This window comes from Stenotrophomonas sp. 109824_Sma, assembly GCF_056480025.1.
The window spans coordinates 3,280,351-3,303,502 of sequence record NZ_CM151078.1 but is presented as its reverse complement, the minus strand read 5'-3'; the positions used below and the strand labels follow the sequence as shown (position 1 = coordinate 3,303,502).

The 23,152-nt window shown below is 66.4% G+C and carries 25 protein-coding genes and 1 tRNA gene; 20 read left to right on the top strand and 6 right to left on the bottom strand.

Translation table 11 applies throughout. The features are described from left to right. The first annotated feature begins 22 nt into the window (after window positions 1–22). The 7 genes from infB to ACZK1G_RS15700 all read left to right on the top strand — a co-directional run bounded on the left by infB (window position 23) and on the right by ACZK1G_RS15700 (window position 8,843). Window positions 23–2,668, top strand: coding sequence for a translation initiation factor IF-2 (gene infB / locus ACZK1G_RS15730; RefSeq protein ID WP_075677143.1), 2,646 nt, complete (start codon window positions 23–25; stop codon window positions 2,666–2,668). A gap of 124 nt (window positions 2,669–2,792) precedes the next feature. Further along, window positions 2,793–3,176, top strand: coding sequence for a 30S ribosome-binding factor RbfA (rbfA, locus tag ACZK1G_RS15725; RefSeq protein WP_005410447.1), 384 nt, complete (start codon window positions 2,793–2,795; stop codon window positions 3,174–3,176). Window positions 3,177–3,281: 105 nt separating this feature from the next. Then, entirely contained in the window at window positions 3,282–4,190 is a 909-nt protein-coding gene (truB, locus tag ACZK1G_RS15720) for a tRNA pseudouridine(55) synthase TruB (RefSeq protein WP_101765853.1), read from the top strand. 173 nt (window positions 4,191–4,363) lie between these two features. Further along, the gene (gene rpsO / locus ACZK1G_RS15715) at window positions 4,364–4,624 is read left to right on the top strand and encodes a 30S ribosomal protein S15 (RefSeq protein WP_005410445.1); all 261 of its coding nucleotides are present in this window, start codon (window positions 4,364–4,366) and stop codon (window positions 4,622–4,624) included. A 151-nt stretch (window positions 4,625–4,775) separates the two neighbouring features. Beyond that, window positions 4,776–6,884, top strand: coding sequence for a polyribonucleotide nucleotidyltransferase (pnp, locus tag ACZK1G_RS15710; RefSeq protein WP_014037942.1), 2,109 nt, complete (start codon window positions 4,776–4,778; stop codon window positions 6,882–6,884). A gap of 273 nt (window positions 6,885–7,157) precedes the next feature. Further along, a complete protein-coding gene (locus ACZK1G_RS15705; protein ID WP_101765852.1) occupies window positions 7,158–8,348 on the top strand; it encodes a glycoside hydrolase family 18 protein in 1,191 nt (396 codons plus the stop codon). Between the two features lie 90 nt (window positions 8,349–8,438). Then, window positions 8,439–8,843 carry a VOC family protein gene (locus ACZK1G_RS15700; protein WP_101765851.1) on the top strand — a complete coding sequence of 135 codons (405 nt, stop codon included), beginning with the start codon at window positions 8,439–8,441 and terminating at the stop codon, window positions 8,841–8,843. Between the two features lie 24 nt (window positions 8,844–8,867). On the opposite strand, the gene ACZK1G_RS15695 is transcribed toward ACZK1G_RS15700, so the two are convergent. The 3 genes from ACZK1G_RS15695 to ACZK1G_RS15685 are packed head-to-tail and all read right to left on the bottom strand — an operon-like array spanning window position 8,868 to window position 10,997. Next, entirely contained in the window at window positions 8,868–10,427 is a 1,560-nt protein-coding gene (locus tag ACZK1G_RS15695) for a PepSY-associated TM helix domain-containing protein (protein ID WP_101765850.1), read from the bottom strand. 10 nt (window positions 10,428–10,437) lie between these two features. Further along, on the bottom strand, window positions 10,438–10,701 hold the full coding sequence (locus ACZK1G_RS15690) for a hypothetical protein (protein ID WP_075677153.1): 264 nt from the start codon (window positions 10,699–10,701) through the stop codon (window positions 10,438–10,440). Continuing rightward, window positions 10,701–10,997 (bottom strand): hypothetical protein, encoded by a 297-nt coding sequence (locus ACZK1G_RS15685; protein ID WP_014037937.1) that lies wholly within the window; start codon window positions 10,995–10,997, stop codon window positions 10,701–10,703. Before ACZK1G_RS15685 ends, ACZK1G_RS15690 begins: the two co-directional genes overlap by 1 nt. Window positions 10,998–11,426: 429 nt before the next feature. On the opposite strand from ACZK1G_RS15685, the gene thrS reads away from it, so the two are divergent. The 11 genes from thrS (at window position 11,427) to ACZK1G_RS15630 (ending at window position 19,910) form a co-directional block, all read left to right on the top strand. Continuing rightward, window positions 11,427–13,328, top strand: coding sequence for a threonine--tRNA ligase (gene thrS / locus ACZK1G_RS15680; RefSeq protein ID WP_100473453.1), 1,902 nt, complete (start codon window positions 11,427–11,429; stop codon window positions 13,326–13,328). A 48-nt stretch (window positions 13,329–13,376) separates the two neighbouring features. Further along, window positions 13,377–13,919, top strand: coding sequence for a translation initiation factor IF-3 (gene infC / locus ACZK1G_RS15675; protein ID WP_019660568.1), 543 nt, complete (start codon window positions 13,377–13,379; stop codon window positions 13,917–13,919). Window positions 13,920–14,185: 266 nt separating this feature from the next. Then, window positions 14,186–14,383 (top strand): 50S ribosomal protein L35, encoded by a 198-nt coding sequence (gene rpmI, locus ACZK1G_RS15670; RefSeq protein ID WP_005410436.1) that lies wholly within the window; start codon window positions 14,186–14,188, stop codon window positions 14,381–14,383. A gap of 11 nt (window positions 14,384–14,394) precedes the next feature. Continuing rightward, window positions 14,395–14,754, top strand: coding sequence for a 50S ribosomal protein L20 (gene rplT, locus ACZK1G_RS15665; RefSeq protein WP_005410435.1), 360 nt, complete (start codon window positions 14,395–14,397; stop codon window positions 14,752–14,754). 193 nt (window positions 14,755–14,947) lie between these two features. After that, window positions 14,948–15,943 carry a phenylalanine--tRNA ligase subunit alpha gene (locus tag ACZK1G_RS15660; protein ID WP_014037935.1) on the top strand — a complete coding sequence of 332 codons (996 nt, stop codon included), beginning with the start codon at window positions 14,948–14,950 and terminating at the stop codon, window positions 15,941–15,943. A 121-nt stretch (window positions 15,944–16,064) separates the two neighbouring features. Beyond that, the gene (pheT, locus tag ACZK1G_RS15655) at window positions 16,065–18,446 is read left to right on the top strand and encodes a phenylalanine--tRNA ligase subunit beta (protein ID WP_101765849.1); all 2,382 of its coding nucleotides are present in this window, start codon (window positions 16,065–16,067) and stop codon (window positions 18,444–18,446) included. 27 nt (window positions 18,447–18,473) lie between these two features. Next, entirely contained in the window at window positions 18,474–18,773 is a 300-nt protein-coding gene (locus tag ACZK1G_RS15650) for an integration host factor subunit alpha (protein WP_005410432.1), read from the top strand. Beyond that, window positions 18,754–19,110: a MerR family transcriptional regulator gene (locus ACZK1G_RS15645; protein ID WP_005410431.1), complete on the top strand. Its 357-nt coding sequence runs from the start codon at window positions 18,754–18,756 to the stop codon at window positions 19,108–19,110. Before ACZK1G_RS15650 ends, ACZK1G_RS15645 begins: the two co-directional genes overlap by 20 nt. 68 nt (window positions 19,111–19,178) lie before the next feature. After that, window positions 19,179–19,255, top strand: a tRNA-Pro gene (locus ACZK1G_RS15640). Window positions 19,256–19,371: 116 nt separating this feature from the next. Next, window positions 19,372–19,572 (top strand): hypothetical protein, encoded by a 201-nt coding sequence (locus tag ACZK1G_RS15635; RefSeq protein ID WP_014037933.1) that lies wholly within the window; start codon window positions 19,372–19,374, stop codon window positions 19,570–19,572. Next, window positions 19,569–19,910 carry a low molecular weight protein tyrosine phosphatase family protein gene (locus tag ACZK1G_RS15630; RefSeq protein ID WP_049442387.1) on the top strand — a complete coding sequence of 114 codons (342 nt, stop codon included), beginning with the start codon at window positions 19,569–19,571 and terminating at the stop codon, window positions 19,908–19,910. Before ACZK1G_RS15635 ends, ACZK1G_RS15630 begins: the two co-directional genes overlap by 4 nt. On the opposite strand, the gene ACZK1G_RS15625 is transcribed toward ACZK1G_RS15630, so the two are convergent. Further along, entirely contained in the window at window positions 19,889–20,338 is a 450-nt protein-coding gene (locus ACZK1G_RS15625) for a GNAT family N-acetyltransferase (protein WP_182474389.1), read from the bottom strand. The two genes, ACZK1G_RS15630 and ACZK1G_RS15625, sit on opposite strands and share 22 nt — an antisense overlap. 86 nt (window positions 20,339–20,424) lie before the next feature. Then, window positions 20,425–20,940, bottom strand: a complete 516-nt coding sequence (locus ACZK1G_RS15620; protein ID WP_087923176.1) for a DUF3011 domain-containing protein — start codon at window positions 20,938–20,940, stop codon at window positions 20,425–20,427. Between the two features lie 241 nt (window positions 20,941–21,181). Here ACZK1G_RS15620 and ACZK1G_RS15615 point away from each other — a divergent pair, with 241 nt between their 5' ends. After that, window positions 21,182–21,577, top strand: a complete 396-nt coding sequence (locus ACZK1G_RS15615) for a hypothetical protein (RefSeq protein ID WP_014037929.1) — start codon at window positions 21,182–21,184, stop codon at window positions 21,575–21,577. Window positions 21,578–21,589: 12 nt separating this feature from the next. Here ACZK1G_RS15615 and ACZK1G_RS15610 read toward each other — a convergent pair whose 3' ends face one another. Next, window positions 21,590–22,282, bottom strand: coding sequence for an aspartate/glutamate racemase family protein (locus tag ACZK1G_RS15610; protein ID WP_101765847.1), 693 nt, complete (start codon window positions 22,280–22,282; stop codon window positions 21,590–21,592). A 161-nt stretch (window positions 22,283–22,443) separates the two neighbouring features. Here ACZK1G_RS15610 and ACZK1G_RS15605 point away from each other — a divergent pair, with 161 nt between their 5' ends. Continuing rightward, entirely contained in the window at window positions 22,444–23,085 is a 642-nt protein-coding gene (locus ACZK1G_RS15605) for a LysE family translocator (RefSeq protein ID WP_101766431.1), read from the top strand. The last annotated feature ends 67 nt before the right edge of the window (window positions 23,086–23,152 follow it).

The window sequence follows — 23,152 nt, the reverse complement described above, 5'->3', positions numbered from 1 at the left end:
CCCACAAGATCATAGGATCCGAATGTCGCAGCAAACCACCATCCGCAAGCTTGCCGAACTGGTCAACACGCCGGTCGAAAAACTGCTGGAACAGCTGGCCGGTGCCGGCATGAAGTTCAGCGGTCCCGACCAGGTCGTGACCAGCTCCGAGAAGGTTAAGCTCCTGGGCTTCCTTCGTCGTTCGCACGGCAAGCCCGAGCAGGCCCCGGAAGAGACCGATCAGTCTGCAAAGAAGATCACGCTCAACCGCCGGAAGCAGCAGGAAGTGACGGTCAATTCCGGTCGCAGCAAGACGACCGTGAATGTCGAGGTGCGCCAGAAGCGTACCTACGTCAAGGATGGTGCTCGCGCCATGACCCCGGACGAAGAGCGCGCCGACATCCTGCGCAAGCTGGAAGAGTCGCGTGCCCGCAACCTTGCCGAACAGCAGGCCCTGGCCGAGAAGGATCGTCTGCGCGACGAGGCCATCGTCCGCGCCCGTGAGGAGGAGGTTGCCGCCAAGGAGCGTGCCGAAGCCGAGAAGAAGGCGGCCGAGGAAGCTGCGGCTGCCGCCAAGGCGGCCGAGGCGCTGGCTGCCAGCAAGCCCAAGCGTGCTCCGATCGACGAAACCGCGCCGCGTCCGCCGCGCGCCCCGGCCGCAGCCCCGGCTGCACCGCGTGGTGCTCCGCCGCCGCCGCGCAGCGACGACCGCAACAACCGCAGCGCGCCGCGCAACGAGCGTGGCCCGGGCGATCGCTTCGCCGGCCAGATGCACCTGTCGGCTGCCGACCGTGCGCGTCGTGGCAACAGCAACAACAGCAATTCCCGTGGACGTCCGGGTGGTCGCAACCAGTCCGGTGGCCGTCGCGACATGTCGCGTGGTGGCAACAATGCCGGTCCGCACGCCTTCGAGCGTCCGACCGCACCGGTGGTGCGTGAAGTGGCGATCGGCGACACGATCACCGTGGCCGACCTGGCGCAGAAGCTTGCGCTGAAGGGCGGCGAGGTGGTCAAGGCGCTGTTCAAGATGGGCGTGATGGCCACCATCACCCAGTCCATCGACCATGACACCGCCGCGCTGGTGACCGAAGAACTCGGCCACAAGGCGATCCGTGCCAACGACAACGACGCCGAGGACGCACTGCTGGCCTCGACCGGTGAAAACCAGGGCGAAGCCACCCAGCGTCCGCCGGTGGTCACCATCATGGGTCACGTCGACCACGGCAAGACCTCGCTGCTGGATTACATCCGCCGTACCAAGGTCGCCACCGGCGAGGCCGGCGGCATCACCCAGCACATCGGCGCTTACCACGTCGATACGCCGAAGGGCGTGATCAGCTTCCTGGATACCCCGGGCCATGCTGCCTTCACCTCGATGCGTGCGCGCGGTGCCAAGCTGACCGATATCGTGGTGCTGGTCGTGGCCGCCGATGACGGTGTCATGCCGCAGACCAAGGAAGCGATCCAGCACGCCCGTTCGGCGGGTGTGCCGCTGATCGTGGCGATCAACAAGATCGACAAGTCCGATGCCGATCCGATGCGGGTCAAGAACGAACTGCTGTCCGAGCAGGTCGTGGCCGAAGACTTCGGTGGTGACACCCAGATGGTGGAGATCTCGGCCAAGACCGGCCTGGGCATCGACGACCTGCTGGACGCCATCTCGATCCAGGCCGAACTGCTGGAACTGAAGGCCGTCGACGAAGGCCGCGCCTCGGGCGTGGTGATCGAATCGTCGCTGGACAAGGGCCGCGGCCCGGTCGCGACCGTGCTGGTGCAGCAGGGCCGCCTGAAGAAGGGCGACTACCTGGTGTGTGGCATCCAGTACGGCCGCGTGCGTGCGCTGTTCGACGAGACCGGCAAGCAGCCGGAGTTCGCTGGCCCGTCCATCCCGGTGCAGGTCCTGGGCCTGTCCGGCGTGCCGGAAGCCGGTGACGACTTCGTGGTGGTCGAGGACGAGCGCCTGGCCAAGGACGTTGCCCAGCAGCGTGAGACCAAGCGCCGTGAGTCGCGCCTGGTCGCCACCGCGGGCAGCCGCATGGAAGACATCATGGCGACCCTGGGCAAGGGCGAGGGCCAGCAGGTCCTCAACCTGGTCATCAAGGCCGACGTGCAGGGCTCGGTACAGGCGCTGAGCCAGGCACTGGTCGCGCTGTCCAACGAAGATATCCGCATCAACGTGATCCACTCCGGCGTGGGCGGCATCACCGAGTCGGACGCCAACTCGGCGGCCGCTTCGAAGGCCACCGTCATCGGCTTCAACGTGCGTGCGGACGCTTCGGCCCGTCGCATCATCGAATCCAACGGCGTGGACCTGCGTTACTTCTCGATCATCTATGACGTGATCGACCAGGTGAAGCAGGTGGCCTCCGGTCTGTTGGGCGTGGAGATCCGCGAAGAGATCATCGGTATCGCCGAGGTCCGCGACGTCTTCCGCAGCTCCAAGCTGGGCGCCGTCGCCGGCTCGATGGTCATCGAGGGCGTGGTCAAGCGCAACAAGCCGATCCGCGTGCTGCGCGACAGCGTGGTGATCTTCGAGGGCGAGCTGGAATCGCTGCGTCGCTTCAAGGAGAACGTCGAGGAAGTCCGCAACGGTACCGAATGCGGTATCGCGGTGAAGGCCTACAACGACGTCAAGCCGGGTGACCAGATCGAGTGCTTCGAGCGTATCGAAGTGCCGCGCACCCTGTAATGCTGCGTGGCGGCCCGACCAACGGTCGGGCCCTGCCGGCATGCAAAGCCCGACCCACGGTCGGGTACCATGTAGATGTAGCGCCCGACCGTTGGTCGGGCGACAACTGAACCAAGAGCTCCTCGTGCCCAAGACTTTCCATCGAACCGACCGTGTCTCCGCCCAGCTGCGCCGTGAACTCGGCACCCTGGTGCACAACGCCGTGCGCGAGCACGGGTTGCCCTCGGTGAGCGTGTCCGACGTGGAAATTACCCGCGACATGGCCCACGCCAAGGTGTTCGTCACCGCGCTGATGCCGGAACGTTCGGCTGAAGCCGTGGCCGGCCTGAAGGAGCTGGGCTACCGCCTGCGCATGGACCTGGCCCGTGCGATGAAGCTGCGCCACGTGCCGGAGCTGCATTTCCACTACGACGACTCGGTCGACCGTGGTGAGCACATCGACAACATCCTGCGCGACCTGCCCGATACGCTGGCCGCCGAGAAGCGTCGCGAGAGCGACGAAGAATAAGGTAGCGCCGGGCCCATGCCCGGCGTCTTTCCATTCCGGCAACGCGAAGCCCCTGCGGGCCGCGCTGCGGCAGCCGAGCATGGCCCGGCTCTACACACTCCTGTCATGACCCGAATTCAGTTCCGCCGCCTGGATGGCATCCTGCTGCTCGACAAGTCGACCGGCATGAGCTCCAACGCTGCCCTGCAGGTGGCGCGCCGCCTGTTCCGCGCCGAGAAGGGGGGCCATACCGGCAGCCTCGACCCGCTGGCCACCGGCCTGCTGCCGCTGTGTTTCGGCGAGGCGACCAAGATCGCCGGCCTGCTGCTGGGTTCGGCCAAGGCCTACGACGCCGAGATCGTGCTCGGCCAGACCACGGATACCGACGATGCCGAAGGCCAGGTGCTGCTGCAGCGCCCGGTGCCGGCGATCAGTACCGAGGCCCTGCAGGCTGCGCTGGCGCCGCTGACCGGCAACATCCGCCAGCGTGCCCCGATCTATTCGGCGCTGAAGCAGGGCGGTGAACCGCTGTATGTGAAGGCTCGCCGCGGTGACGCCATCGAAGCGCCCGAACGCGAGGTGCAGGTGCACGCCATCGAGGTGCTGGAGCAGCGGCCGGAACGGCTGCGGTTGCGCGTGACCTGTGGTTCCGGCACCTATATCCGAAGCCTGGCCCGCGACCTCGGCGAAAGCCTGGGCTGTGGCGCCCACATCAGCGCGCTGCGCCGGCTCTGGGTCGAGCCGTTCCGCGAGCCTGCCATGGTCACGCTGGACCAGCTGCGGGCGATGGTCGAGGCCGGTGACGAGGCCGGCATGGATGCGTTGCTGCTGCCTCTGGCGGCCGGCCTGGCTGAATACCCGAGGGTCGACCTGGACGCCGACCAGGCCCATCGGTTCTGTGTCGGCCAGCGCCAGCGCGACCTGTCCTGGCCGCGCGGCCTGGTGGCCGTGTTCGGTCCGGACGATGCTGTCCAGGGCCTCGGCCAGGTCGACGACAGTGGCCTGCTGGCCCCGCAGCGCCGTTTCAACCTCTGACCGGGGCCAGCCGGTTCAGCCCCGGTCCTTGTCCCGGAAGCCCCCGACCGTTACAATTTCGCGGCCGTTTTCCGGCAACCTGCCTCGCGCAGGTTTCATCCTCGTAGTCCACGGCGAGCCTGGCGGTGCGCGAAGCGCGTTCCTGCCGGCCACGCATCACAGAGAAAAAAGAAATGTCGATCGACACCCAGAAGGTCATTGAAGACAACAAGCGCAGCTCGGCTGACACCGGCTCCCCGGAAGTCCAGGTTGCACTGCTGACCGCCCGCATCGAACTGCTGACCGGCCACTTCAAGACCCACAAGAAGGACCACCACAGCCGCCGCGGCCTGCTGCAGATGGTCAATCGCCGTCGCAGCCTGCTCGACTACCTGAAGAAGAAGGACGTCGAACGTTACAAGGCCCTGATCGAGAAGCTTGGCCTGCGTCGCTAAGCAACGAATCCCCCGCGGCGCAGCGATGCGCCGCGGTTTTGTTTTGTAGCACCGCAATCCCCGATTCAGGCCGGAACGATCCGGCCACCCGCTGGCGGCAAGGGTCGCCGACGGTCCAAATTCGCAGACAGCATCCCCAAGGACACCCTCCGTGGCAAAAATCACCAAAACCTTCCAGTACGGCAAGCACACCGTCACGCTTGAGACCGGCGAAGTCGCCCGTCAGGCCAGCGGCGCCGTCATCGTCAAGATGGACGACACCGTACTGCTGGTCACCGCCGTCGCCGCCAAGAGCGCGCGCGAAGGCCAGGACTTCTTCCCGCTGACCGTCGATTATCAGGAAAAGTTCTACGCCGGCGGCCGCATCCCGGGTGGTTTCTTCAAGCGCGAAGGCCGTGCGACCGAGAAGGAAACCCTGATCTCGCGTCTGATCGACCGTCCGATCCGCCCGCTGTTCCCGGAAGACTACAAGAACGAAGTGCAGATCATCGCCACGGTGATGTCGCTGAACCCGGACGTGGACGGTGACATCCCGGCCCTGATCGGTGCTTCGGCTGCCCTGGCCCTGGCTGGCACCCCGTTCATGGGTCCGATCGGCGCGGCCAAGGTCGGTTACAAGAACGGCGAGTACATCCTGAACCCGACCGTCAGCGAACTGGCTGACTCGCAGCTGGAGCTGGTCGTCGCCGGTACCTCCAACGCCGTGCTGATGGTTGAATCCGAAGCCGCGCTGCTGTCCGAAGAAGTGATGCTGGGCGCCGTGACCTTCGGTCACCGCGAAATGCAGAAGGTCATCAACGCGATCAACGAGCTGACCGTTGAAGCCGGTACCAAGCCGTCGACCTGGGAAGCCCCGGCCAAGAACGACGCGCTGATCTCCGCCCTGAAGGAAGCCATCGGCCCGCGCCTGGGCGAAGCCTTCCAGGTGCGTGACAAGCTGCAGCGCCGCGACGCCATCTCGGCGATCAAGAAGGACGTGGTCGAAACCCTGGCTGGCCGCGTGGCCGCTGAAGGCTGGAACCCGGCCGAGCTGTCGAAGGAATTCGGCGAGCTGGAATACCGCACCATGCGTGACTCCGTGCTGGACACCAAGGTCCGTATCGACGGCCGTGCGCTGGACACCGTCCGCCCGATCGCCGTGAAGACCGGCGTGCTGCCGCGCACCCACGGTTCCTCGCTGTTCACCCGTGGCGAAACCCAGGCCATCGTGACCATCACCCTGGGCACCGCCCGTGATGGCCAGGTCATCGATGCCGTTGCCGGTGAGTACAAGGAAAACTTCCTGTTCCACTACAACTTCCCTCCGTTCTCGGTGGGTGAGTGCGGCCGCATGATGGGCCCGAAGCGCCGCGAAATCGGCCACGGCCGCCTGGCCAAGCGTGGCGTGCTGGCTGTCATGCCGTCGCTGGAATCCTTCCCGTACACCATCCGCGTCGTCTCGGAAATCACCGAGTCGAACGGTTCCTCGTCGATGGCCTCGGTCTGCGGCTCGTCGCTGGCCCTGATGGACGCCGGCGTGCCGGTGAAGGCGCCGGTGGCCGGTATCGCCATGGGTCTGGTCAAGGAAGGCGAGCGCTTCGTCGTCCTGTCCGACATCCTGGGTGACGAAGATCACCTGGGCGACATGGACTTCAAGGTGGCCGGTACCGCTGAGGGCATTTCCGCCCTGCAGATGGACATCAAGATCGAAGGCATCACCGAAGAGATCATGAAGCAGGCCCTGCAGCAGGCCAAGGCTGGCCGTCTGCACATCCTGGGCGAAATGGCCCACGGCCTGACCGCTCCGCGTGAAGAGCTGTCGGACTACGCGCCGCGCCTGCTGACCATCAAGATCCACCCGGACAAGATCCGCGAAGTGATCGGCAAGGGTGGCTCGACCATCCAGGCCATCACCAAGGAAACCGGCACCCAGATCGACATCCAGGACGACGGCACCATCGTCATCGCGTCGGTCAATGCCATCGCTGCCCAGGCCGCCAAGGCCCGCATCGAGCAGATCACCTCGGACGTCGAGCCGGGCCGCATCTACGAAGGCAAGGTCGCCAAGATCATGGACTTCGGTGCGTTCGTCACCATCCTGCCGGGCAAGGATGGTCTGGTCCACGTGTCGCAGATCTCCAGCGATCGCGTCGAGAAGGTCGGCGACGTGCTGAAGGAAGGCGATGTGGTCAAGGTCAAGGTGCTGGAAGTCGACAAGCAGGGCCGTATCCGCCTGTCGATGAAGGCCGTGGAAGAAGGCGACGCCGTCAGCGCCGAATAATCGGCGGTGGGTGTCAACCTTGGTTGACACGCTCCTGGAATCGCTGAAATGAAAAAGCGGGCTTCGGCCCGCTTTTTCTTTGCCTGGATGTCATGAAGTGCCGCTCATCCAGGTCGCTGCATGTCCTGCTGCAGTGCGTGAGCGCCGCCACGTGGCCATCGTTCTGTCAGGGTTGCGCGGATCGCGCCTGTCCACGGGACGACATGCCGCGACATCCGTGCCGCGGGCACATCGGTTTGCTAACGTGGCTGCGCCTTCGAACCGGGAGATCCCATGTTCCGCCAGACCGTGGCTGCCCTTGCCGTGCTGATTGCCGGTGCCTTGCCCATTGCCGTGCATGCGGGGCCCGCGCAGCCTCCCATCTTCGGTGCCTACTACCCCGGTGGTTCGGCCGAGCGCTACCCGGTGTCGAGCATTCCGGCCGAGCGCCTCACCCATCTGTTCTACGCGTTCTCCACCATCGAGGACGGGCGCTGCACGATCGGCGCGGAAGCGCCGAAGAATTTCGCCGCGCTGGCCGAGCTGAAGAAGGCGCATCCGCACCTGCGCACGCTGATTTCGATCGGTGGCTGGGGCGCGGGCGGTTTCTCCGATGCAGCGCTGACCGAAGCCAGCCGCAAGCGCCTGGTGGACTCATGCATGGCACTGTTCTTCGATCGCCATGCCGGCAGCTTCGATGGCGTGGATATCGACTGGGAATTTCCTGTCAGTGGCGGCCCGAAGGAGCTGGCGCATCGCCCGCAGGATCGCGCCAATCTGACCAAGCTCGCACAGGCGTTCCGTGTGGCGCTCGACGCGCACGGGCGCAAGGCGCGACAGCCGATGCTGCTGACCGCCGCGCTGGCCGCCGGTCGCCTGCAGACCGACGGTCCCTATGATCCGGCGGCGAGCTACGACCTGCTGGCGCTGGCCAAGGTGTTCGATTTCATCAACCTGATGAGCTACGACATGGGCACCGGCTTCTCTTCGGTGTCGACCTTCAATGCGCCCCTGCATGAAGTGCCGGCCGATCCGCTGGCGCCTGAGCTGCGGCGCTGGAACAACGTGGCCGGCGCCGTGCAGTACTACCGCGAGCATGGCGTGCCGGCCGACAAGCTGGTGCTGGGCGTGCCGTTCTACGGACGCGGCTTCAAGGTCACCGGCGATGCAGCGGATGGCCTGTACCAGCCCTACAGCGCACCGGCCGACGCCGGCGACTGGCGGGTGATCAAGGCGCGCTATCTCGACCAGCCGGGTTGGACCAAGCACTGGCAGCCGCAGGCGCAGAGCCCGTGGCTGTACAACGCCGGGCAGAAGGTCTTCATCAGCTATGAAGACCCACGTTCGATCGGCCTGCGTGCGCAGTTCGCCCGCGAGCAGGGCCTGGCCGGGGTGTTCATGTGGGAGCTGACCGGCGACGACGAGCAGGCCAGCCTGCTCAACGCCATGCTGGGCCCCTGGCAGAAGGCGCGCATCGGCGATTGAGCTGTATCAGGCGATGTCCGGCGCAACGACGCAACGCCATCGGCCCGACCCCGCACAGCATGTCCATGCCCGCAGCGTTACGCTGCGGGCATGATCCATCTCGAACGCTTGGACCACCTGGTCCTCACCGTCGCCGACATCGACCGCAGCTGTGATTTCTACCAGCGCGTGCTCGGCATGCAGGTCGTGCGCTTCGGCGCCGGTCGTACCGCGCTGCAGTTCGGCCAGCAGAAGATCAACCTGCATCCGGCCAGCGCCCCGCTGCAACCGCATGCGCTGCGGCCCATGCCGGGCAGCGCCGATCTGTGCCTGGTCACGCGCACGGCGACGACCACTGTGCTGGCCCACCTGCAGGCGCAGTCCGTTGCAGTTGAGGAGGGGCCGGTCGCACGTACTGGCGCGCTGGGGCCGATCGAATCGGTGTACTTCCGCGACCCGGATGGCAACCTGATCGAAGTGAGTCGTTACCCGGGCGAAGAACACCCGCAGCGGTAGCGCCGGGCGATGCCCGGCGAAGACTCAGTTGGCCCAGACACTGTTGGGGTCGCCGCTGCGGGCGCGGCGCTGGCTGGCGACGGCCAGGCGGGCGAAGCCGAAGGCCATGGCCAGCGCGATGGCATCGACCCAGAACAGCGGCCACTGGCCACGCGCGGCGGCGCGCCACAGCCAGTCACCATTGAGTGCACCGTGCAGGACCGGCACCAGTGCAGTGCTGATTGCTGCGGCCCACAGCAGCTCGCGCGCGGCCTGCGCGGGTCGGCGCAGTGCAGCCCACAGCGCACAGGCTGCCCAGCTGCCGAAGCAGGCCCAGCGGATGCCGTGGTCGACTGCAGAAGGTGCCAGCCGCTCCAGCACCAGCGCGGTGACGAACGCGACCGAGATCGCCACGCACAGGCCGATGCACACGCCAACCGTGGCCCGCGCCATGTTCACCCCGGCACGCGGCTGTTGCGGCTGGCGACGCTTGCGCCGCGACTCGATCCACAACAGGTTGCCGGAGTAGAACAGGAACGCACCGCCGAGGCCGAGCAGGAAGTACAGCCAGACCACCACGCCGTTGCCGAACTCGCCGAAGTGCAGGGCATAGGCGGCGCTGAGCGTGGCGTGGTTGGCATCGCGCTGGCCCGGCAGCTGGGAGGCCAGAACGTTGCCGGTGGCCACGTCCAGGGCCACCGAACCGAGCGGCCCGAGTGTGCCGGTGGATTCACCAGTGATCTCGATCGTGGCGTTGGCATCGCCGGCGTTGGCCAGCTTCAGGTAGGCCGGTTCGAAGTTGGCCACGCCCTGTGCGCGGGCCACGTCAAGCGCGCGCGCATGCAGCAGGCGCAGGCTGCCCGGCGGTGCCGGGATGCCGCTGGCGTCGCGCACCGGCGCGGTGTCCATTGCGGTCGGTACCGCCTGCAGGGCCTTGCCGTCGTAGATCAGCGGGTTGAGCAGGGCCATCTGCACGAACACCAGGCAGAGCAGGGCGCCAGTGACCGCGAACATCAGGTGGAAGGGCAGGCTGAGCACGCCGATCACGTTGTGCGCGTCCTGCCACAGCTGCTTCAGGTTGCGGCCCGGACGCAGCGCGAACAGGTCGCCGAACAGCTTCGGCAGGTGGATCACCAGCCCGCTCAGCAGTGCCATGCCATACAGCAGGCTGACGATGCCCATCACGTAGATGCCGGCCACCGGCAGGCCGAGGCTGTAATGCAGTTCGTTGACCAGTTCGGCCAGCCCGGTCTGTGGCGGCGTCGGGCTGCCGGCGATCTGGCCCGGCCAGGCATAGCGCCAGCTGCCGTCATCGGCCTGCCAATAGGCCAGTGGTTGTGGATGCTCGGCGCCAGGGAAGGTCATGCCGACGTGGCGGCGGGCTTCCGGGTGTGTCGCCAGCACGTCTTCCAGCAGGTACTGCGCGTCGTCCAGGCCCGCCGGCAACGCGGTGGCTGCACCGGGCGTCTGCCACAGCGGCAGGTCGTGGTGGAACAGGGTCAGCGCACCCGCGTAGAAAGCCACGAACAGGCCGAAGCCGGCAACCAGGCCGACCCAGGTGTGCAGGGTGGTGAACGTACGCAGGGTCTGCGAGCTGAACTTCATGGGGTGGGTCTCATTGCACCGCGCCGGTCAGGCGCAGCAGCGTCAGCACGGCAAAGCCGGCCGCAGCGCTGCCGGCCAGAGTCACCCAGGCGCGCAGTGCGCTGCGGAAGCTGAACGCCCACAGGGCAGCCAGCATCCACAGCGGGATGAACGTGATCAGGCTGGGCACCAGCGCGTTCTGCCAGGGGCCTGGCGGCAGCCAGGTCACCAGCCCGGTCACGGCCGCGGCCAGGAAGAAGCCGGCCACGATGCCGGCGAAGGCGCGCGGCCACATCAGGGCGACTCCGTGCCCGGGCGATGCCAGGCGGCCAGGGCGGGCAGCAGCATCGCGGCCAGCATCCAGGTGCACAGCATCGCCACCAGGCCAGCAGCAAAGCCGAGTTCGGCCATCCACAGCCACAACGCGGCAGCGGCGGCGACCAGGCCGATCTGGCGGCCGAGGCGGCCGGCGCGGCGCAGGCGCGGCCAGCGGCAGTGCGGCGAGGCGGCATAGAACGCCAGCACCGAGAACATCGCCGCCAGCATGCCCAGGCTGCAGAAGCCCAGCGTGGAAAGGCCGACGGTGATCATTGCGGGCGGCCGCCTTGGCAGCGGGCCGGCGAACGCGGGACACGGGCGGGGCCGGCGGGAGCCGGTCGGAGCGGGTGGCGCATCACGAGGTCCTGGGGGAAAGCGGGCAGGCTGGCACGGGGCGGGCTGCGCGGACATGGTAATCATTGCGTTTTCACGCCGCCAGCGCTGGCCATTCAGCGGACCGTACGGTAGCCCTTGGGCTTTCCGGTGCGCTGGTTTAAGATCGTCGCAGAACCCTGACTGGAACAAGGTGGCCCGCGCCCAGCGCCGGCCGAGCGTGCGACATGAGCACTACCACCGCCCACTGTTGACCTGCCCCCGAAGGCCCTGTGTTCCAGGCGCCCTCGCGGCGCTTTTTTATTGCCCGGGCAATGGCCCGGGAACGCTTTCCAGCCCGCCCCGCGGGCCCCGCACGAAGCCAATGCGATGATCAACATTACCCTTCCCGACGGCAGCCGCCGCGAGTTCGAAAATCCCGTCAGCGTCATGGACGTCGCCCAGTCGATCGGTGCCGGCCTGGCCAAGGCCACCATCGCCGGTTCGGTCGATGGCGTGCTGGTCGATGCCAGTGACGTCATCGACCACGATGCCAGCCTGCGCATCATCACCGCCAAGGACGAGGAGGGCGTGGAGATCATCCGCCACTCCTGCGCCCACCTGGTTGGCCACGCCGTCAAGCAGCTGTACCCGGACGTGAAGATGGTGATCGGCCCGGTGATCGCCGAGGGCTTCTACTACGACATCTACTCCGAGCGCCCGTTCACCCCGGACGACATGGCCGCGATCGAGAAGCGCATGGGTGAGCTGATCGCCCAGGACTACGACGTCATCAAGAAGGTGACGCCGCGCGCCGAAGTGATCGAGATCTTCAAGGCCCGTGGCGAGGACTACAAGCTGCGCCTGATCGAGGATATGTCCGACGACATCCAGGCGATGGGCATGTACTACCACCAGGAATACGTGGACATGTGCCGCGGCCCGCACGTGCCGAACACGCGCTTCCTGAAGGCCTTCAAGCTGACCCGCATCTCCGGCGCCTACTGGCGCGGCGACGCGCAGAACGAGCAGCTGCAGCGCATCTATGGCACCGCCTGGGCCGACAAGAAGCAGCTCGAGGCGTACATCAAGCGCATCGAGGAAGCCGAGATGCGCGACCACCGCCGCATCGGCAAGCAGCAGGACCTGTTCCACCTGCAGGAAGAGGCCCCGGGCCTGGTGTTCTGGCACCCGAAGGGCTGGGCGCTGTGGCAGGTGGTCGAGCAGTACATGCGCAAGGTCTACCGCAGCAGCGGCTATGGCGAAGTGCGTTGCCCGCAGATCCTGGACGTGAGCCTGTGGAAGAAGTCCGGCCACTGGGACAACTACCAGGACAACATGTTCTTCACCGAGTCGGAGAAGCGTACCTACGCGGTCAAGCCGATGAACTGCCCGGGCCATGTGCAGGTGTTCAACCAGGGCCTGCACAGCTATCGCGACCTGCCGATCCGCTACGGTGAGTTCGGTTCCTGCCACCGCAACGAGCCGTCCGGCGCGCTGCACGGCATCCTGCGCGTGCGTGGTTTCACCCAGGACGACGGCCATGTGTTCTGCACCGAGAGCCAGATCGAGTCGGAAGTGACCGCGTTCCACCAGCAGGCGCTGGCGGTCTACCAGCACTTCGGCTTCGATGAGATCCAGATCAAGATCGCGCTGCGCCCGGAATCGCGTCTGGGCGACGACGCCACCTGGGACAAGGCCGAGGGCGCGCTGCGCTCGGCGCTGTCCAGCTGTGGCGTGGAATGGCAGGAGCTGCCGGGCGAGGGCGCCTTCTATGGCCCGAAGATCGAGTACCACCTGAAGGACGCGATCGGCCGTACCTGGCAGCTGGGCACCATGCAGGTCGACTTCATGATGCCGGGCCGTCTGGGCGCCGAGTACGTGGATGAGAACAGCCAGAAGAAGCACCCGGTCATGCTGCACCGCGCCATCGTCGGCTCGATGGAGCGCTTCCTGGGCATCCTGATCGAGCACCATGCCGGCCAGTTCCCGGCCTGGCTGGCGCCGACCCAGGTGGTGGTGGCCAACATCACCGACGCCCAGGCCGACTACGTCTCGGGCGTGACCAAAACCCTTGCGGAGCAAGGCTTCCGCGTCAGCTCGGATTTGCGTAACGAGAAGATCGGCTATAAAATCCGCGAGCATACGTTGCAGCGCGTGCCCTACCTGCTGGTCATTGGTGACCGCGAGAAGGAAAATGGGGCTGTGGCGGTGCGTACGCGTTCTGGCGAAGACCTGGGCAGCATGAGCCTGCAGGCCTTCATCGAGCGGCTCCACGCCGAGGGCGCGTAAGCAAAGGTCCGGTCCGGGCGCACAGGCACCCGGACCGGTTCGATACCCTTGGGAGAACGTAATATCAGCACCCCTGACAACAAACAGAACCGCAAGAATCAGGAAATCCGTGTGCCGCGCGTCCGCGTGATCGGCAGTGACGGAGAAATGATCGGCGTGTTGTCGCGCGACGAAGCGCTGTCCATGGCCGAAGATGAAGGCCTGGACCTGGTCGAAATCCAGCCGCAGGCCGATCCGCCGGTCTGCAAGATCATGGACTTCGGCAAGTTCAAGTTCGAAGCGCAGAAGAAGGCCAGCGAGGCCAAGAAGAAGACCAAGCAGGTCGAGATCAAGGAAGTGAAGTTCCGTCCGGTCACGGACGAGGGCGACTACCAGATCAAGCTGCGCAAGATGCGCGGGTTCCTCGAAGATGGTGACAAGATCAAGGTCAACATCCGTTTCCGTGGCCGTGAAATGAGCCACCAGGAACTGGGCCGCGAAATGGCCAACCGGATCGAGGCCGATCTGGGTGAGGACATCGTCATTGAATCCCGTCCGCGCCTGGAAGGGCGTCAGATGGTCATGATGATCGCGCCGAAGAAGAAGACCTGAGGCCTGACCGGCCGCCTTCCGGGGCGCCTGGCTGAATGGTTCAGGGTAAAGGGACGCCATGGGCGTCCCTTTGCTTTTGCAGGAAGCCGGTGAATTGCCGGCAAAAGGGTTGCAGGGGCTGGTGGCAGGGCGGTTTTGCCTGTATCATGCCCGGCTCGACCCACCCAGGACGGGTCGTACGCCGATCATGGCAGGACGGAAAGAGCGGCCCAGGCCGCCGCCAGATCAGTCAGAAACCAGGGTCATATCCCATCAAGGACATTGCAATGCCCAAGATCAAGACCAACCGGGCAGCGGCCAAGCGTTTCCGCAAGACCGCCTCGGGCAAGTACAAGTGCGGCCACGCCAACCGTAGCCACATCCTCACGAAGAAAGCGACCAAGCGTAAGCGTAATCTGCGTCAGACGGGCCATGTCCGTGCAGAAGACGCCGGCCGTCTGGACCGCATGCTCCCTTACCTCTGAGGAACTGAAAAATGGCACGAGTTAAGCGTGGCGTACAGGCGCGTCGCCGCCACAAGAAGATTCTGGATCTCGCCAAGGGCTATTACAACGCCCGTCGCAAGGTCTTCCGCGTCGCCAAGCAGGCGGTCATCAAGGCACAGCAGTACGCCTACATCGGCCGTAAGCAGAAGAAGCGTAACTTCCGTTCGCTGTGGATCACCCGTATCAATGCGGCTGCCCGCATCAACGGCCTGAGCTACAGCCGCTTCATGAACGGTCTGCTGAAGGCCGGCATCACCCTGGATCGCAAGGTCCTGGCTGACATCGCCGTGCACGACGCAGCTGGTTTTGCTGCGCTGGCCGAAAAGGCCAAGGGCGCGCTGGCGGCATAAGTCCTTCCCGATGCCGTAACCGTTCACTCGGAACGGTGTCAGGTCAAGGCAATGCATGGGGAAGGGCGCAAGTCCTTCCCCATTCTTTTTTGGGTCCCGGCGCGGCCACAGCGGCAGCGCGGGGACGGCGGTGGCGACAGGGGTCGGCCCTTCGCGCATCGCGATGGCAGATCGACTGGAGTTCCGGCCCCCCATGAGCGACATCCAATCCCTCACCACCCAGGCGCTGGCCGATGTGGCCGCCGCACAGAGCCCCGACGTGCTGGAACAGCTGCGCGTGGCCCTGCTTGGCAAGAGTGGCAGCATCACCTCGCAGCTCAAGCAGCTCGGCGCCCTGCCGGCCGACGAGCGCAAGGCCGCCGGTGAAGCGATCAACCAGGCCCGCGACGCGCTGACCCGCGCGCTGGGCGAGCGCAAGGCGCTGCTGGAAGACGCGGCACTGGATGCGCGCCTGGCCGCCGAAACCATCGACATCACCCTGCCGGGCCGCAATGGCGACCGCGCCGGCCTGCATCCGATCACCCGCACCCTGGAGCGCATCACCGGCATCTTCGGCCGGCTGGGCTACGAGCTGTCGGAAGGGCCGGAGATCGAGGACGACTGGCACAACTTCGAGGCGCTGAACTTCCCGCCGCACCATCCGGCGCGTGCCATGCACGACACCTTCTACTTCGGCGACGGCCGCCTGCTGCGCACGCATACCTCGGGCGTGCAGGTGCGCTACATGGGCGACCACGCGCCGCCGCTGCGCATGATCGCCGCGGGCAAGGTGTACCGCAGCGACAGCGACCAGACCCATTCGCCGATGTTCCACCAGGTGGAAGGCCTGCTGGTGGACGAGCATTCGACCTTCGCCGACCTGAAGGGCACGCTGGCTGAGTTCGTGCGTGCGTTCTTCGAGCGCGACTTCGAGATGCGCTTCCGCCCCAGCTACTTCCCGTTCGTTGAACCGGGCGCGGAAGTGGACATCGCCTGGCAGCAGCCCGATGGCAGCACCCGCTGGCTGGAAGTGCTCGGCTGCGGCATGGTCCATCCGAACGTGCTGCGCAACGTCGGCATCGATCCGGAGCGCTACACCGGCTTCGCCTTCGGCATGGGCGTGGAGCGCTTCGCGATGCTGCGCTACGGCGTCAACGACCTGCGCGCGTTCTTCGAGAACGACGTGCGGTTCCTGAAACAGTTCGCGTAAGCCGCAACCGTGTAGGGCCGAGCCATGCTCGGCTGCTTTTCTGGATGGACGCCTCCTTGCGCATGCGCTGGGCGACCACAAAAACCGCAACGGGAGGCACGCCTCCCACCAGGGTGACACCATGAAATTCTCCGAAAACTGGCTGCGCAGCCACGTCCCGACCGGCGCCTCGCGCGATGAACTGAGCGCGGTGCTGACCGCCATTGGCCTGGAAGTGGAAGAAGTGACCGCGCTGGGCGAGGGCCTCGAGCACGTGGTCGTGGCACGCATCGTCGAAGCCGTACGCCATCCGGAAGCCGACCGCCTGCAGGTGTGCAGGGTCGACGCCGGGCAGGGCGAGCTGCTGCAGATCGTCTGCGGTGCACCGAATGCGCGCCCGGGCCTGGTTGCGCCGCTGGCAATGGTCGGTGCGCAGATCGGCGAGCTGAAGATCAAGCCGGCCAAGCTGCGCGGCGTCGAGTCCAACGGCATGCTGTGCTCGGCCAAGGAGCTGGGCCTGGACAACGATGCCTCCGGCCTGCTGGAACTGCCCGATGACGCCCCGGTCGGCCAGGCCCTGGTCGACTACCTGGGCCTGCCGGACGCCAGCATCGAGATCAAGCTGACCCCGAACCGCGCCGACTGCTTCAGCCTGCGCGGCATCGCCTACGACGTCGCCGCCGCCACCCGCAGCGAAGTGCTGGCGTTCGCCGCCGACGCCATTCCGGCGGCCGGCAGCCGTGAGCTGAGCATCCAGCTCGACGCCGGCGCCGAAGCGCCGCGTTACCTGGGCCGTGTCATCGAAGGCGTCAACGCCGCTGCCAAGACCCCGTTGTGGATGGCCGAACGCCTGCGCCGCAGCGGCGTGCGCCCGGTCTCGCTGCTGGTCGACATCACCCAGTATGTGATGTTGGAACTGGGCCAGCCGATGCACGCCTACGACCTCGGCACCCTGCAGGGCAGCATCGCCGTGCGCCGTTCGCGCGCTGGCGAGAGCCTGAAGCTGCTGGACGGCCGCGATGCCGCGCTGGACGACAGCTTCCTGGTGGTCACCGACGCCGATCGTGCGGTCGGCCTGGCCGGCCTGATGGGCGGTTTCGACACCCGTGTCACCGACGCCACCACTGCAGTGTTCCTGGAAGCTGCGCACTTCGCGCCGGCCGCGATCATGGGCCGTGGCCGCAAGCTGGGCCTGCACACCGATGCCGGCCACCGCTTCGAGCGCGGCGTTGATCCGGCGCTGCCGCGTACCGCGATCGAGTACGCCACCCGCCTGGTGCTGGACCTGGCTGGGGGTACCCCGGCGCCGGTCACCGAGGCCGTGCGTGAAGCCGATCTGCCGCAGCCGGCAACCATCGTGCTGCGCCGCGCCCGCATCACCCGCGTGCTCGGCATCACCATCGACGATGCGGAAGTCGAGCGCATCCTGCGCGCGCTGGGCATGGACGTGGTCGCCACCACCGATGGCTGGCAGGTGGCCGCGCCGAGCCGCCGCTTCGACATCGCCATCGAAGAAGACCTGATCGAGGAGCTGGCCCGCATCCACGGTTACGAGCAGATCCCGACCACGCTGCCGGGCGGTGCCTCGCGCGTGGCGATGCCGAGCGAGACCCAGCTGGACGCGCTGAGCGTGCGCCGCCAGCTGATCGCCCGTGACCAGCAGGAAACCGTCAATTTCGCCTTCGTCGACGATGCGCTGCTGACCCAGTGGCAGCTGCGCGACGGCCTGGTGCCGCTGGCCAACCCGCTGTCGGCCGAACTGGCGGTGATGCGCCCGTCGCTGCTGCCGGGCCTGGTCGCCACGTTGGGCCGCAACGCTGCCCGCCAGCTCGGCCGCGTGCGCCTGTTCGAGCTGGGCCGCGTGTTCGCCCAGCAGGCCGGAGACGGCCAACCGGCGCCGCTGGAGACCCCGCGCGTGGCCGCTGCGGTCTGTGGTGACGCGCAGGCGGTGCAGTGGGGCCTGCCGACCCGCAAGGTCGATTTCCATGACCTGAAGGGCGACCTGGAATCGCTGGCGGCCGCCAGTGGCGCGCAGCTGGAGTTCCGCCCGTCGGCGCGCGCCTACGGCCACCCGGCGCGTTCGGCCGAAGTGTTCCGCGATGGCGTGTCGATCGGCTGGATCGGCCAGATCCACCCGCGCCTGGCCAAGGCGATGGAGATCGAAGCCGACGTCTATGCCTTCGAGCTGGACCTGGAGCCGCTGACCGCCCGCCGCCTGCCGCGTGCCGGCGAACTGTCGCGCTTCCCGGCGGTGCGTCGCGACCTGGCGTTCCTGGTGCCTGAACAGGTGGCCTGGGCCGATCTGGCGGCCACCGTCCGCCAGGCCGCCGGCCCGCTGCTGCGCGACCTGAACCTGTTCGACCGCTATGTCGGCCAAGGCGTCGAGCCGGGATTCAAGAGTCTCGCTATGGGCTTGATTTTGCAGGACAAGTCGCGCACTCTGACGGACCGCGACGTGGATGCGGTGGTGGCCGAGGCGGTCACTGCCATCGAGCGTGAACACCACGCCCGGATCCGCGGCTGAGCGGGCAGCACTCGGGGGTAGCAGGCAATGGCATTGACCAAGGCGGAGATGGCGGAAAAGCTGTTCGACGAAGTCGGTCTGAACAAGCGGGAAGCCAAGGAATTCGTCGACGCGTTTTTCGATGTGCTGCGTGAAGCATTGGAACAGGGACGTCAGGTGAAGCTGTCGGGCTTCGGTAATTTCGATCTGCGGCGCAAGAACCAGCGCCCGGGTCGCAACCCCAAGACCGGCGAGGAAATTCCGATTTCCGCCCGTACGGTGGTCACCTTCCGTCCGGGCCAGAAGCTCAAGGAGAGGGTGGAAGCTTATGCTGGATCCGGGCAGTAACCGCGAACTACCGCCGATCCCGGCCAAGCGCTACTTCACCATCGGTGAGGTCAGCGAGCTGTGCGACGTCAAGCCGCACGTGCTGCGCTACTGGGAAACCGAGTTTCCCAGCCTTGAGCCGGCCAAGCGCCGAGGCAACCGCCGCTACTACCAGCGCCACGACGTGCTGATGGTGCGGCAGATCCGCAGCCTGCTGTACGAACAGGGCTATACCATCGGTGGTGCACGCCTGCGTCTGGACGGTCCCGATGCCCGCGAGGAATCGGCACTGAGCAACCAGATCATCAAGCAGGTGCGCATGGAGCTGGAAGAAGTGCTGCAGTTGCTGCGCCGCTGATCCCATTTCCATCGTAATCCGCTATACTTCACGGCCCGCCGCACTGGCGGGCACATCGCAGCATCAGTCGGGGCGTAGCGCAGCCTGGTAGCGCATCTGCCTGGGGGGCAGAGGGTCGTCGGTTCGAATCCGGCCGTCCCGACCACTGTGATGAATCAAGAAGCCTGCGCAGCGATGCGTGGGCTTTTTGTGCGTGCGGTGTATGCTGCGCGCCACTCGTACTACCGCGGCTGCTGAACCCGGTACTTACGAGAACACATCATGGAATCTGCAAGAAACCGTGCCTGGCGTCGCAGTCAGGCCCGCAACCGCGGTGGCGACCGCGCCACGACCGCCTACAGCTACAAGCCCGAAAAGAACTGGAAGCTGCTGTATACGCGCGATGCCAAGCTCGCGCGTGCACGGCAGCTGGGCTTCACCTATCCGGTGCTCAGCGCCCGCCAACTGCAGGAACAGGAATGATCAACCTGCTGTTCGTCTGCAGCCGCAACCAGCTGCGCAGCCCGACCGCCGAAGCCATGTGGCGACGGCGGCCCGGCTTCGCCGCGCTGTCGGCCGGCACCAGCCCGCATGCGCGACGCCCCATCGGCCCGGCGGACATCCGCTGGGCCGATGTCATCTTCGTGATGGAGGCCAAGCACCAGCATCGCCTGCAGGCCGCGTACGCGCGCCTGCTGGAACACAAGCGCCTGCATTGCCTGGACATCCCCGACGACTATCGCTGCATGGATCCGCTGTTGATGGACCTGCTGGACGCCAAGGTAACTACGTATCTGGATCAGCTGCCGGCAAAGCGGTAGATCAGCTCCGGATCGCCTTCGTCCAGGCCATGCACGATGCCGCTGTCGATGAAGCCCGAGGCGGCGAGCAGGCGTTGCATACCGGCATTGGAGGCATTGGTCGAAGTGAACAGCTTGCCCTGGCCCTGCAGCGCGATGGCATGGCGCAGCAGGGCGGCGCCGACGCCCTGGCTGCGATGTTCGCGCGCCACCATCAGCATCTCGACGAAGGCTTCGCCGAAGAAGTGACGATGGATGACCAGGTAACCGGCCAGCTGGCCGGCGCGTTCTGCCACGTGCATGCCACCGCTGGCCTGCCAGTCGCTGATCTGCCGTGCGCGTTGCGGATCACGGGCCGCAGCGCTGTCGAGTGCGATCAACGCGGGAACATCGGCGAGCATTGCCTTGCGGATGTGCAGCATTGTCGCGGAGGGATCGGGCGGCACCATCGAAGGCTCCTGGGGTGGGTGCGCCCAGTCTATCGATCACCTCGGCCGTGCCTGCCGATCCGCCGCAGCCAGCGTGTGGACGGCAGTCAATACACACGGAACTCTGCACGGCAGCCATCGCTGACCCACACGCCGCGTCGGTCCCAGCCCCAGTTGCGGTCCTCGATGCAGGGGGTCACCGATTTCTGCTTGACCAGGCGCACCTCGCGACGCACGCGGATGCGGCATTCCTTGTCCTTCTGCTCGTAGGACTCGCAGACCAGGCGCTCGCCGTCGTCGTCGCGGTCACCATCCCGGCCGCGCCCCGGCCAGCGGCCGCGTCCATGTTCGTCGGCCACGAACTCGGCGCGACAGCCGTCGGTGACCCAGAGCATGCGGCGGCTCTGGCCCCAGTTCCTGTCCTCGACGCAGCGGGTGACCGACAGCTGCCTGGCCAGGCGCATGCGGCCTTCGATCGGGCACTGCTGGGTCTTGTTGAACTGCGACTCGCAGCGCAGCGGCGGAATGTGATCGCTGTCGTAATCCTGGGCGGCCACCGTGGTGGCGGCCAGCAGCAGGGCCAGGGAAGAGGCGGCGATCGGCAGCAGCAGGCGATGGGTCATGGAGAGCCTCGGCAGGGGAACGGGCCGCAAGAATGGACCAGCCCGAGGCTGTCGGAACGGATCGTTCCGGCGCTGGCTCAGTGGGGATTTAGTAGTGCGCACGGGCCCATGCAGGGCCTTACATCCCTTATCATCGCTGCACATCCGATCGCATCGGCTTACACCTTCTTACATGTCTCCCACGCTTGCCGGCACCGCCTGTGGTTGCCGTCACTGGCGTGCAGCCGGCTTGTGGAGGAGGATGCGCGGACCACGACGACCACAGGGGGTTGCGTTGATCAGCAGTACCGTCATTCATCGCTCGGCTGGCGCAGAGGCCGGGCAGGTGCGTGTCCTGGACACCACGTTCAAGGGCAAGCATGTGTTCATTGCGTGGGGCCTGCGCGGGCCGGAACTGACCCGCAGCGCAGACCCGGCCGCCACCGTGGCTGCGCGCAAGGCGCTGCATGCCGTGGCCGGCCACAGCGAGGGGCCGCGCAGCCCGGAAGTGTTCATCGCCAACCAGTCGGCGGTGGCGATCACCGTCTATCGGCTGCTGACCGAAGCGCGTTCGGGCGATGCCATCTTCTTCCTGTGTGATTCACAGGCGGTGGTCGATTGGCTGATCACCGCACTGGAAGTGCAGGGCGAGGGCTGACAGCGCGCAGGGTCAGGCCAGCGCTGCGTCCACCGCCGCAAGCGCGTGCAGGGTGGTGGTGTCGAACAGCGGCACCGCACTGTCTTCGGGGCGCACCAGCAGCATGATCTCGGTACAGCCGAGGATGATCGCTTCGGCACCGCGCGTGACCAGGCGGGCGATCACGCCTGCATAGACCTGCCGCGAGTGTTCGCTGACCACGCCGGCGATCAGTTCCTGGTAGATGATGTCGTGCACGCTACGGCGATCATCGGCCTCCGGAACCAGTACCTGCAGTCCGAAACGCTCCTGCAGCCGGTCGCGGTAGAACGCCTGCTCCATGGTGAAGGCAGTGCCGAGCAGCCCCACCTTGCGGATGCCAGCCTGGAGGATCGCAGCGGCGGTCGGGTCGGCGATATGCAGCAGAGGCAGCGGGCACTCGGCTTCGATCCGACTGGCCAGCGTGTGCATGGTGTTGGTGCAGATCACCAGCAGCTCGGCGCCACCGGCCTGCAGGCGTCGTGCGGCGTCGGCCATATGGTCGCCCAGCGCATCCCAGTCGCCGTCATGCTGCAACTGCTTGATCGGGGCGAAATCGACCGACCACAGCAGCAGTTGCGCCGAGTGCGCTCCACCGAGGCGATGCCGCACCGCCTCGTTGATGAGCCGGTAGTACTGCGCCGAGCTTTCCCAGCTCATGCCGCCGATCAGGCCGAGGGTCTTCATGCACTGCTCCATGCCAGAGGGGACCATTGCAGCACAGAAGACCATGGTGATGCCGTGCACGGGCGCCGGCATCTGTAACCGTCGCATCCACCGCACGCTGTATGTGCCGCATCCTGCATGGGTGCCCTATGCTGGTGCCGTCTTCTGAAGTGGAAACCGGCATGGCCTTGCATACCTGGTGGTGGTTCCTGGCCACGGTCTTCGTGCTGTGCGGGACGCCCGGGCCGAACATGCTGCATATCCTTGGCCGCAGCGTCGGGCTGGGGTTTCGTGGCAGCGTGCCGGCGATGGCCGGCTGCCTGCTGGCGATGCTGCTGGTGCTGGCCGCATCCGCTGCGGGCCTGAGCGCATTGCTGCATTCTTCGCCGATGCTGTTCGAGGTGCTGCGCTATCTCGGCGTGGCCTACCTGGCCTGGCTGGGCATCAAGGCGTGGCGTGACAGCACCCGGCCGGCACCGCCGGTGACCAACGATGCAGAGGTCGTGCTGGCGCCGGTGCACGGCGCGGGGACGGTGTTCCGCGGCGGCCTGTGGGTTGGCCTGAGCAACCCCAAGTTGTTGTTGTTCGCGGCAGCGTTCCTGCCGCAGTTCGTCGACCCGTCGCGCAGCCAGGCCGTGCAGTACAGCGTGCTGGTAGCGACCTTCGCGACCTGCGAACTGTTCTGGTACGTGATGTATGCCGCCGGTGGCCATGGCCTGCGCCGTTGGTTGGCCAAACCCTTCGCACGGCGCTGGTTCGAGCGGCTGGTGGGGAGCGTGTTCCTGGCCTTCGCAGTGGCCCTGCTGCGCTTCCGGCCGCGCTGATTCACGCCGCGCACGCGGCCTGTTCACGACTGCCGCATCGGCGGCGGCCTAGCCTGATCACACCGTT

Excerpts from the sequence above, each read along its gene's own strand:
- infB (WP_075677143.1), top strand. The coding sequence starts at position 23 with ATGTCGCAGCAAACCACCATCCGCAAGCTTGCCGAACTGGTCAACACG.
- truB (WP_101765853.1), top strand. The coding sequence starts at position 3,282 with ATGACCCGAATTCAGTTCCGCCGCCTGGATGGCATCCTGCTGCTCGAC.
- rpsO (WP_005410445.1), top strand. The coding sequence starts at position 4,364 with ATGTCGATCGACACCCAGAAGGTCATTGAAGACAACAAGCGCAGCTCG.
- ACZK1G_RS15705 (WP_101765852.1), top strand. The coding sequence starts at position 7,158 with ATGTTCCGCCAGACCGTGGCTGCCCTTGCCGTGCTGATTGCCGGTGCC.
- ACZK1G_RS15700 (WP_101765851.1), top strand. The coding sequence starts at position 8,439 with ATGATCCATCTCGAACGCTTGGACCACCTGGTCCTCACCGTCGCCGAC.
- ACZK1G_RS15695 (WP_101765850.1), bottom strand. The coding sequence starts at position 10,427 with ATGAAGTTCAGCTCGCAGACCCTGCGTACGTTCACCACCCTGCACACC.
- ACZK1G_RS15690 (WP_075677153.1), bottom strand. The coding sequence starts at position 10,701 with ATGTGGCCGCGCGCCTTCGCCGGCATCGTGGCCGGCTTCTTCCTGGCC.
- ACZK1G_RS15685 (WP_014037937.1), bottom strand. The coding sequence starts at position 10,997 with ATGATCACCGTCGGCCTTTCCACGCTGGGCTTCTGCAGCCTGGGCATG.
- thrS (WP_100473453.1), top strand. The coding sequence starts at position 11,427 with ATGATCAACATTACCCTTCCCGACGGCAGCCGCCGCGAGTTCGAAAAT.
- rpmI (WP_005410436.1), top strand. The coding sequence starts at position 14,186 with ATGCCCAAGATCAAGACCAACCGGGCAGCGGCCAAGCGTTTCCGCAAG.
- rplT (WP_005410435.1), top strand. The coding sequence starts at position 14,395 with ATGGCACGAGTTAAGCGTGGCGTACAGGCGCGTCGCCGCCACAAGAAG.
- ACZK1G_RS15660 (WP_014037935.1), top strand. The coding sequence starts at position 14,948 with ATGAGCGACATCCAATCCCTCACCACCCAGGCGCTGGCCGATGTGGCC.
- pheT (WP_101765849.1), top strand. The coding sequence starts at position 16,065 with ATGAAATTCTCCGAAAACTGGCTGCGCAGCCACGTCCCGACCGGCGCC.
- ACZK1G_RS15650 (WP_005410432.1), top strand. The coding sequence starts at position 18,474 with ATGGCATTGACCAAGGCGGAGATGGCGGAAAAGCTGTTCGACGAAGTC.
- ACZK1G_RS15645 (WP_005410431.1), top strand. The coding sequence starts at position 18,754 with ATGCTGGATCCGGGCAGTAACCGCGAACTACCGCCGATCCCGGCCAAG.
- ACZK1G_RS15635 (WP_014037933.1), top strand. The coding sequence starts at position 19,372 with ATGGAATCTGCAAGAAACCGTGCCTGGCGTCGCAGTCAGGCCCGCAAC.
- ACZK1G_RS15630 (WP_049442387.1), top strand. The coding sequence starts at position 19,569 with ATGATCAACCTGCTGTTCGTCTGCAGCCGCAACCAGCTGCGCAGCCCG.
- ACZK1G_RS15625 (WP_182474389.1), bottom strand. The coding sequence starts at position 20,338 with ATGGTGCCGCCCGATCCCTCCGCGACAATGCTGCACATCCGCAAGGCA.
- ACZK1G_RS15620 (WP_087923176.1), bottom strand. The coding sequence starts at position 20,940 with ATGACCCATCGCCTGCTGCTGCCGATCGCCGCCTCTTCCCTGGCCCTG.
- ACZK1G_RS15615 (WP_014037929.1), top strand. The coding sequence starts at position 21,182 with ATGCGCGGACCACGACGACCACAGGGGGTTGCGTTGATCAGCAGTACC.
- ACZK1G_RS15610 (WP_101765847.1), bottom strand. The coding sequence starts at position 22,282 with ATGAAGACCCTCGGCCTGATCGGCGGCATGAGCTGGGAAAGCTCGGCG.
- ACZK1G_RS15605 (WP_101766431.1), top strand. The coding sequence starts at position 22,444 with ATGGCCTTGCATACCTGGTGGTGGTTCCTGGCCACGGTCTTCGTGCTG.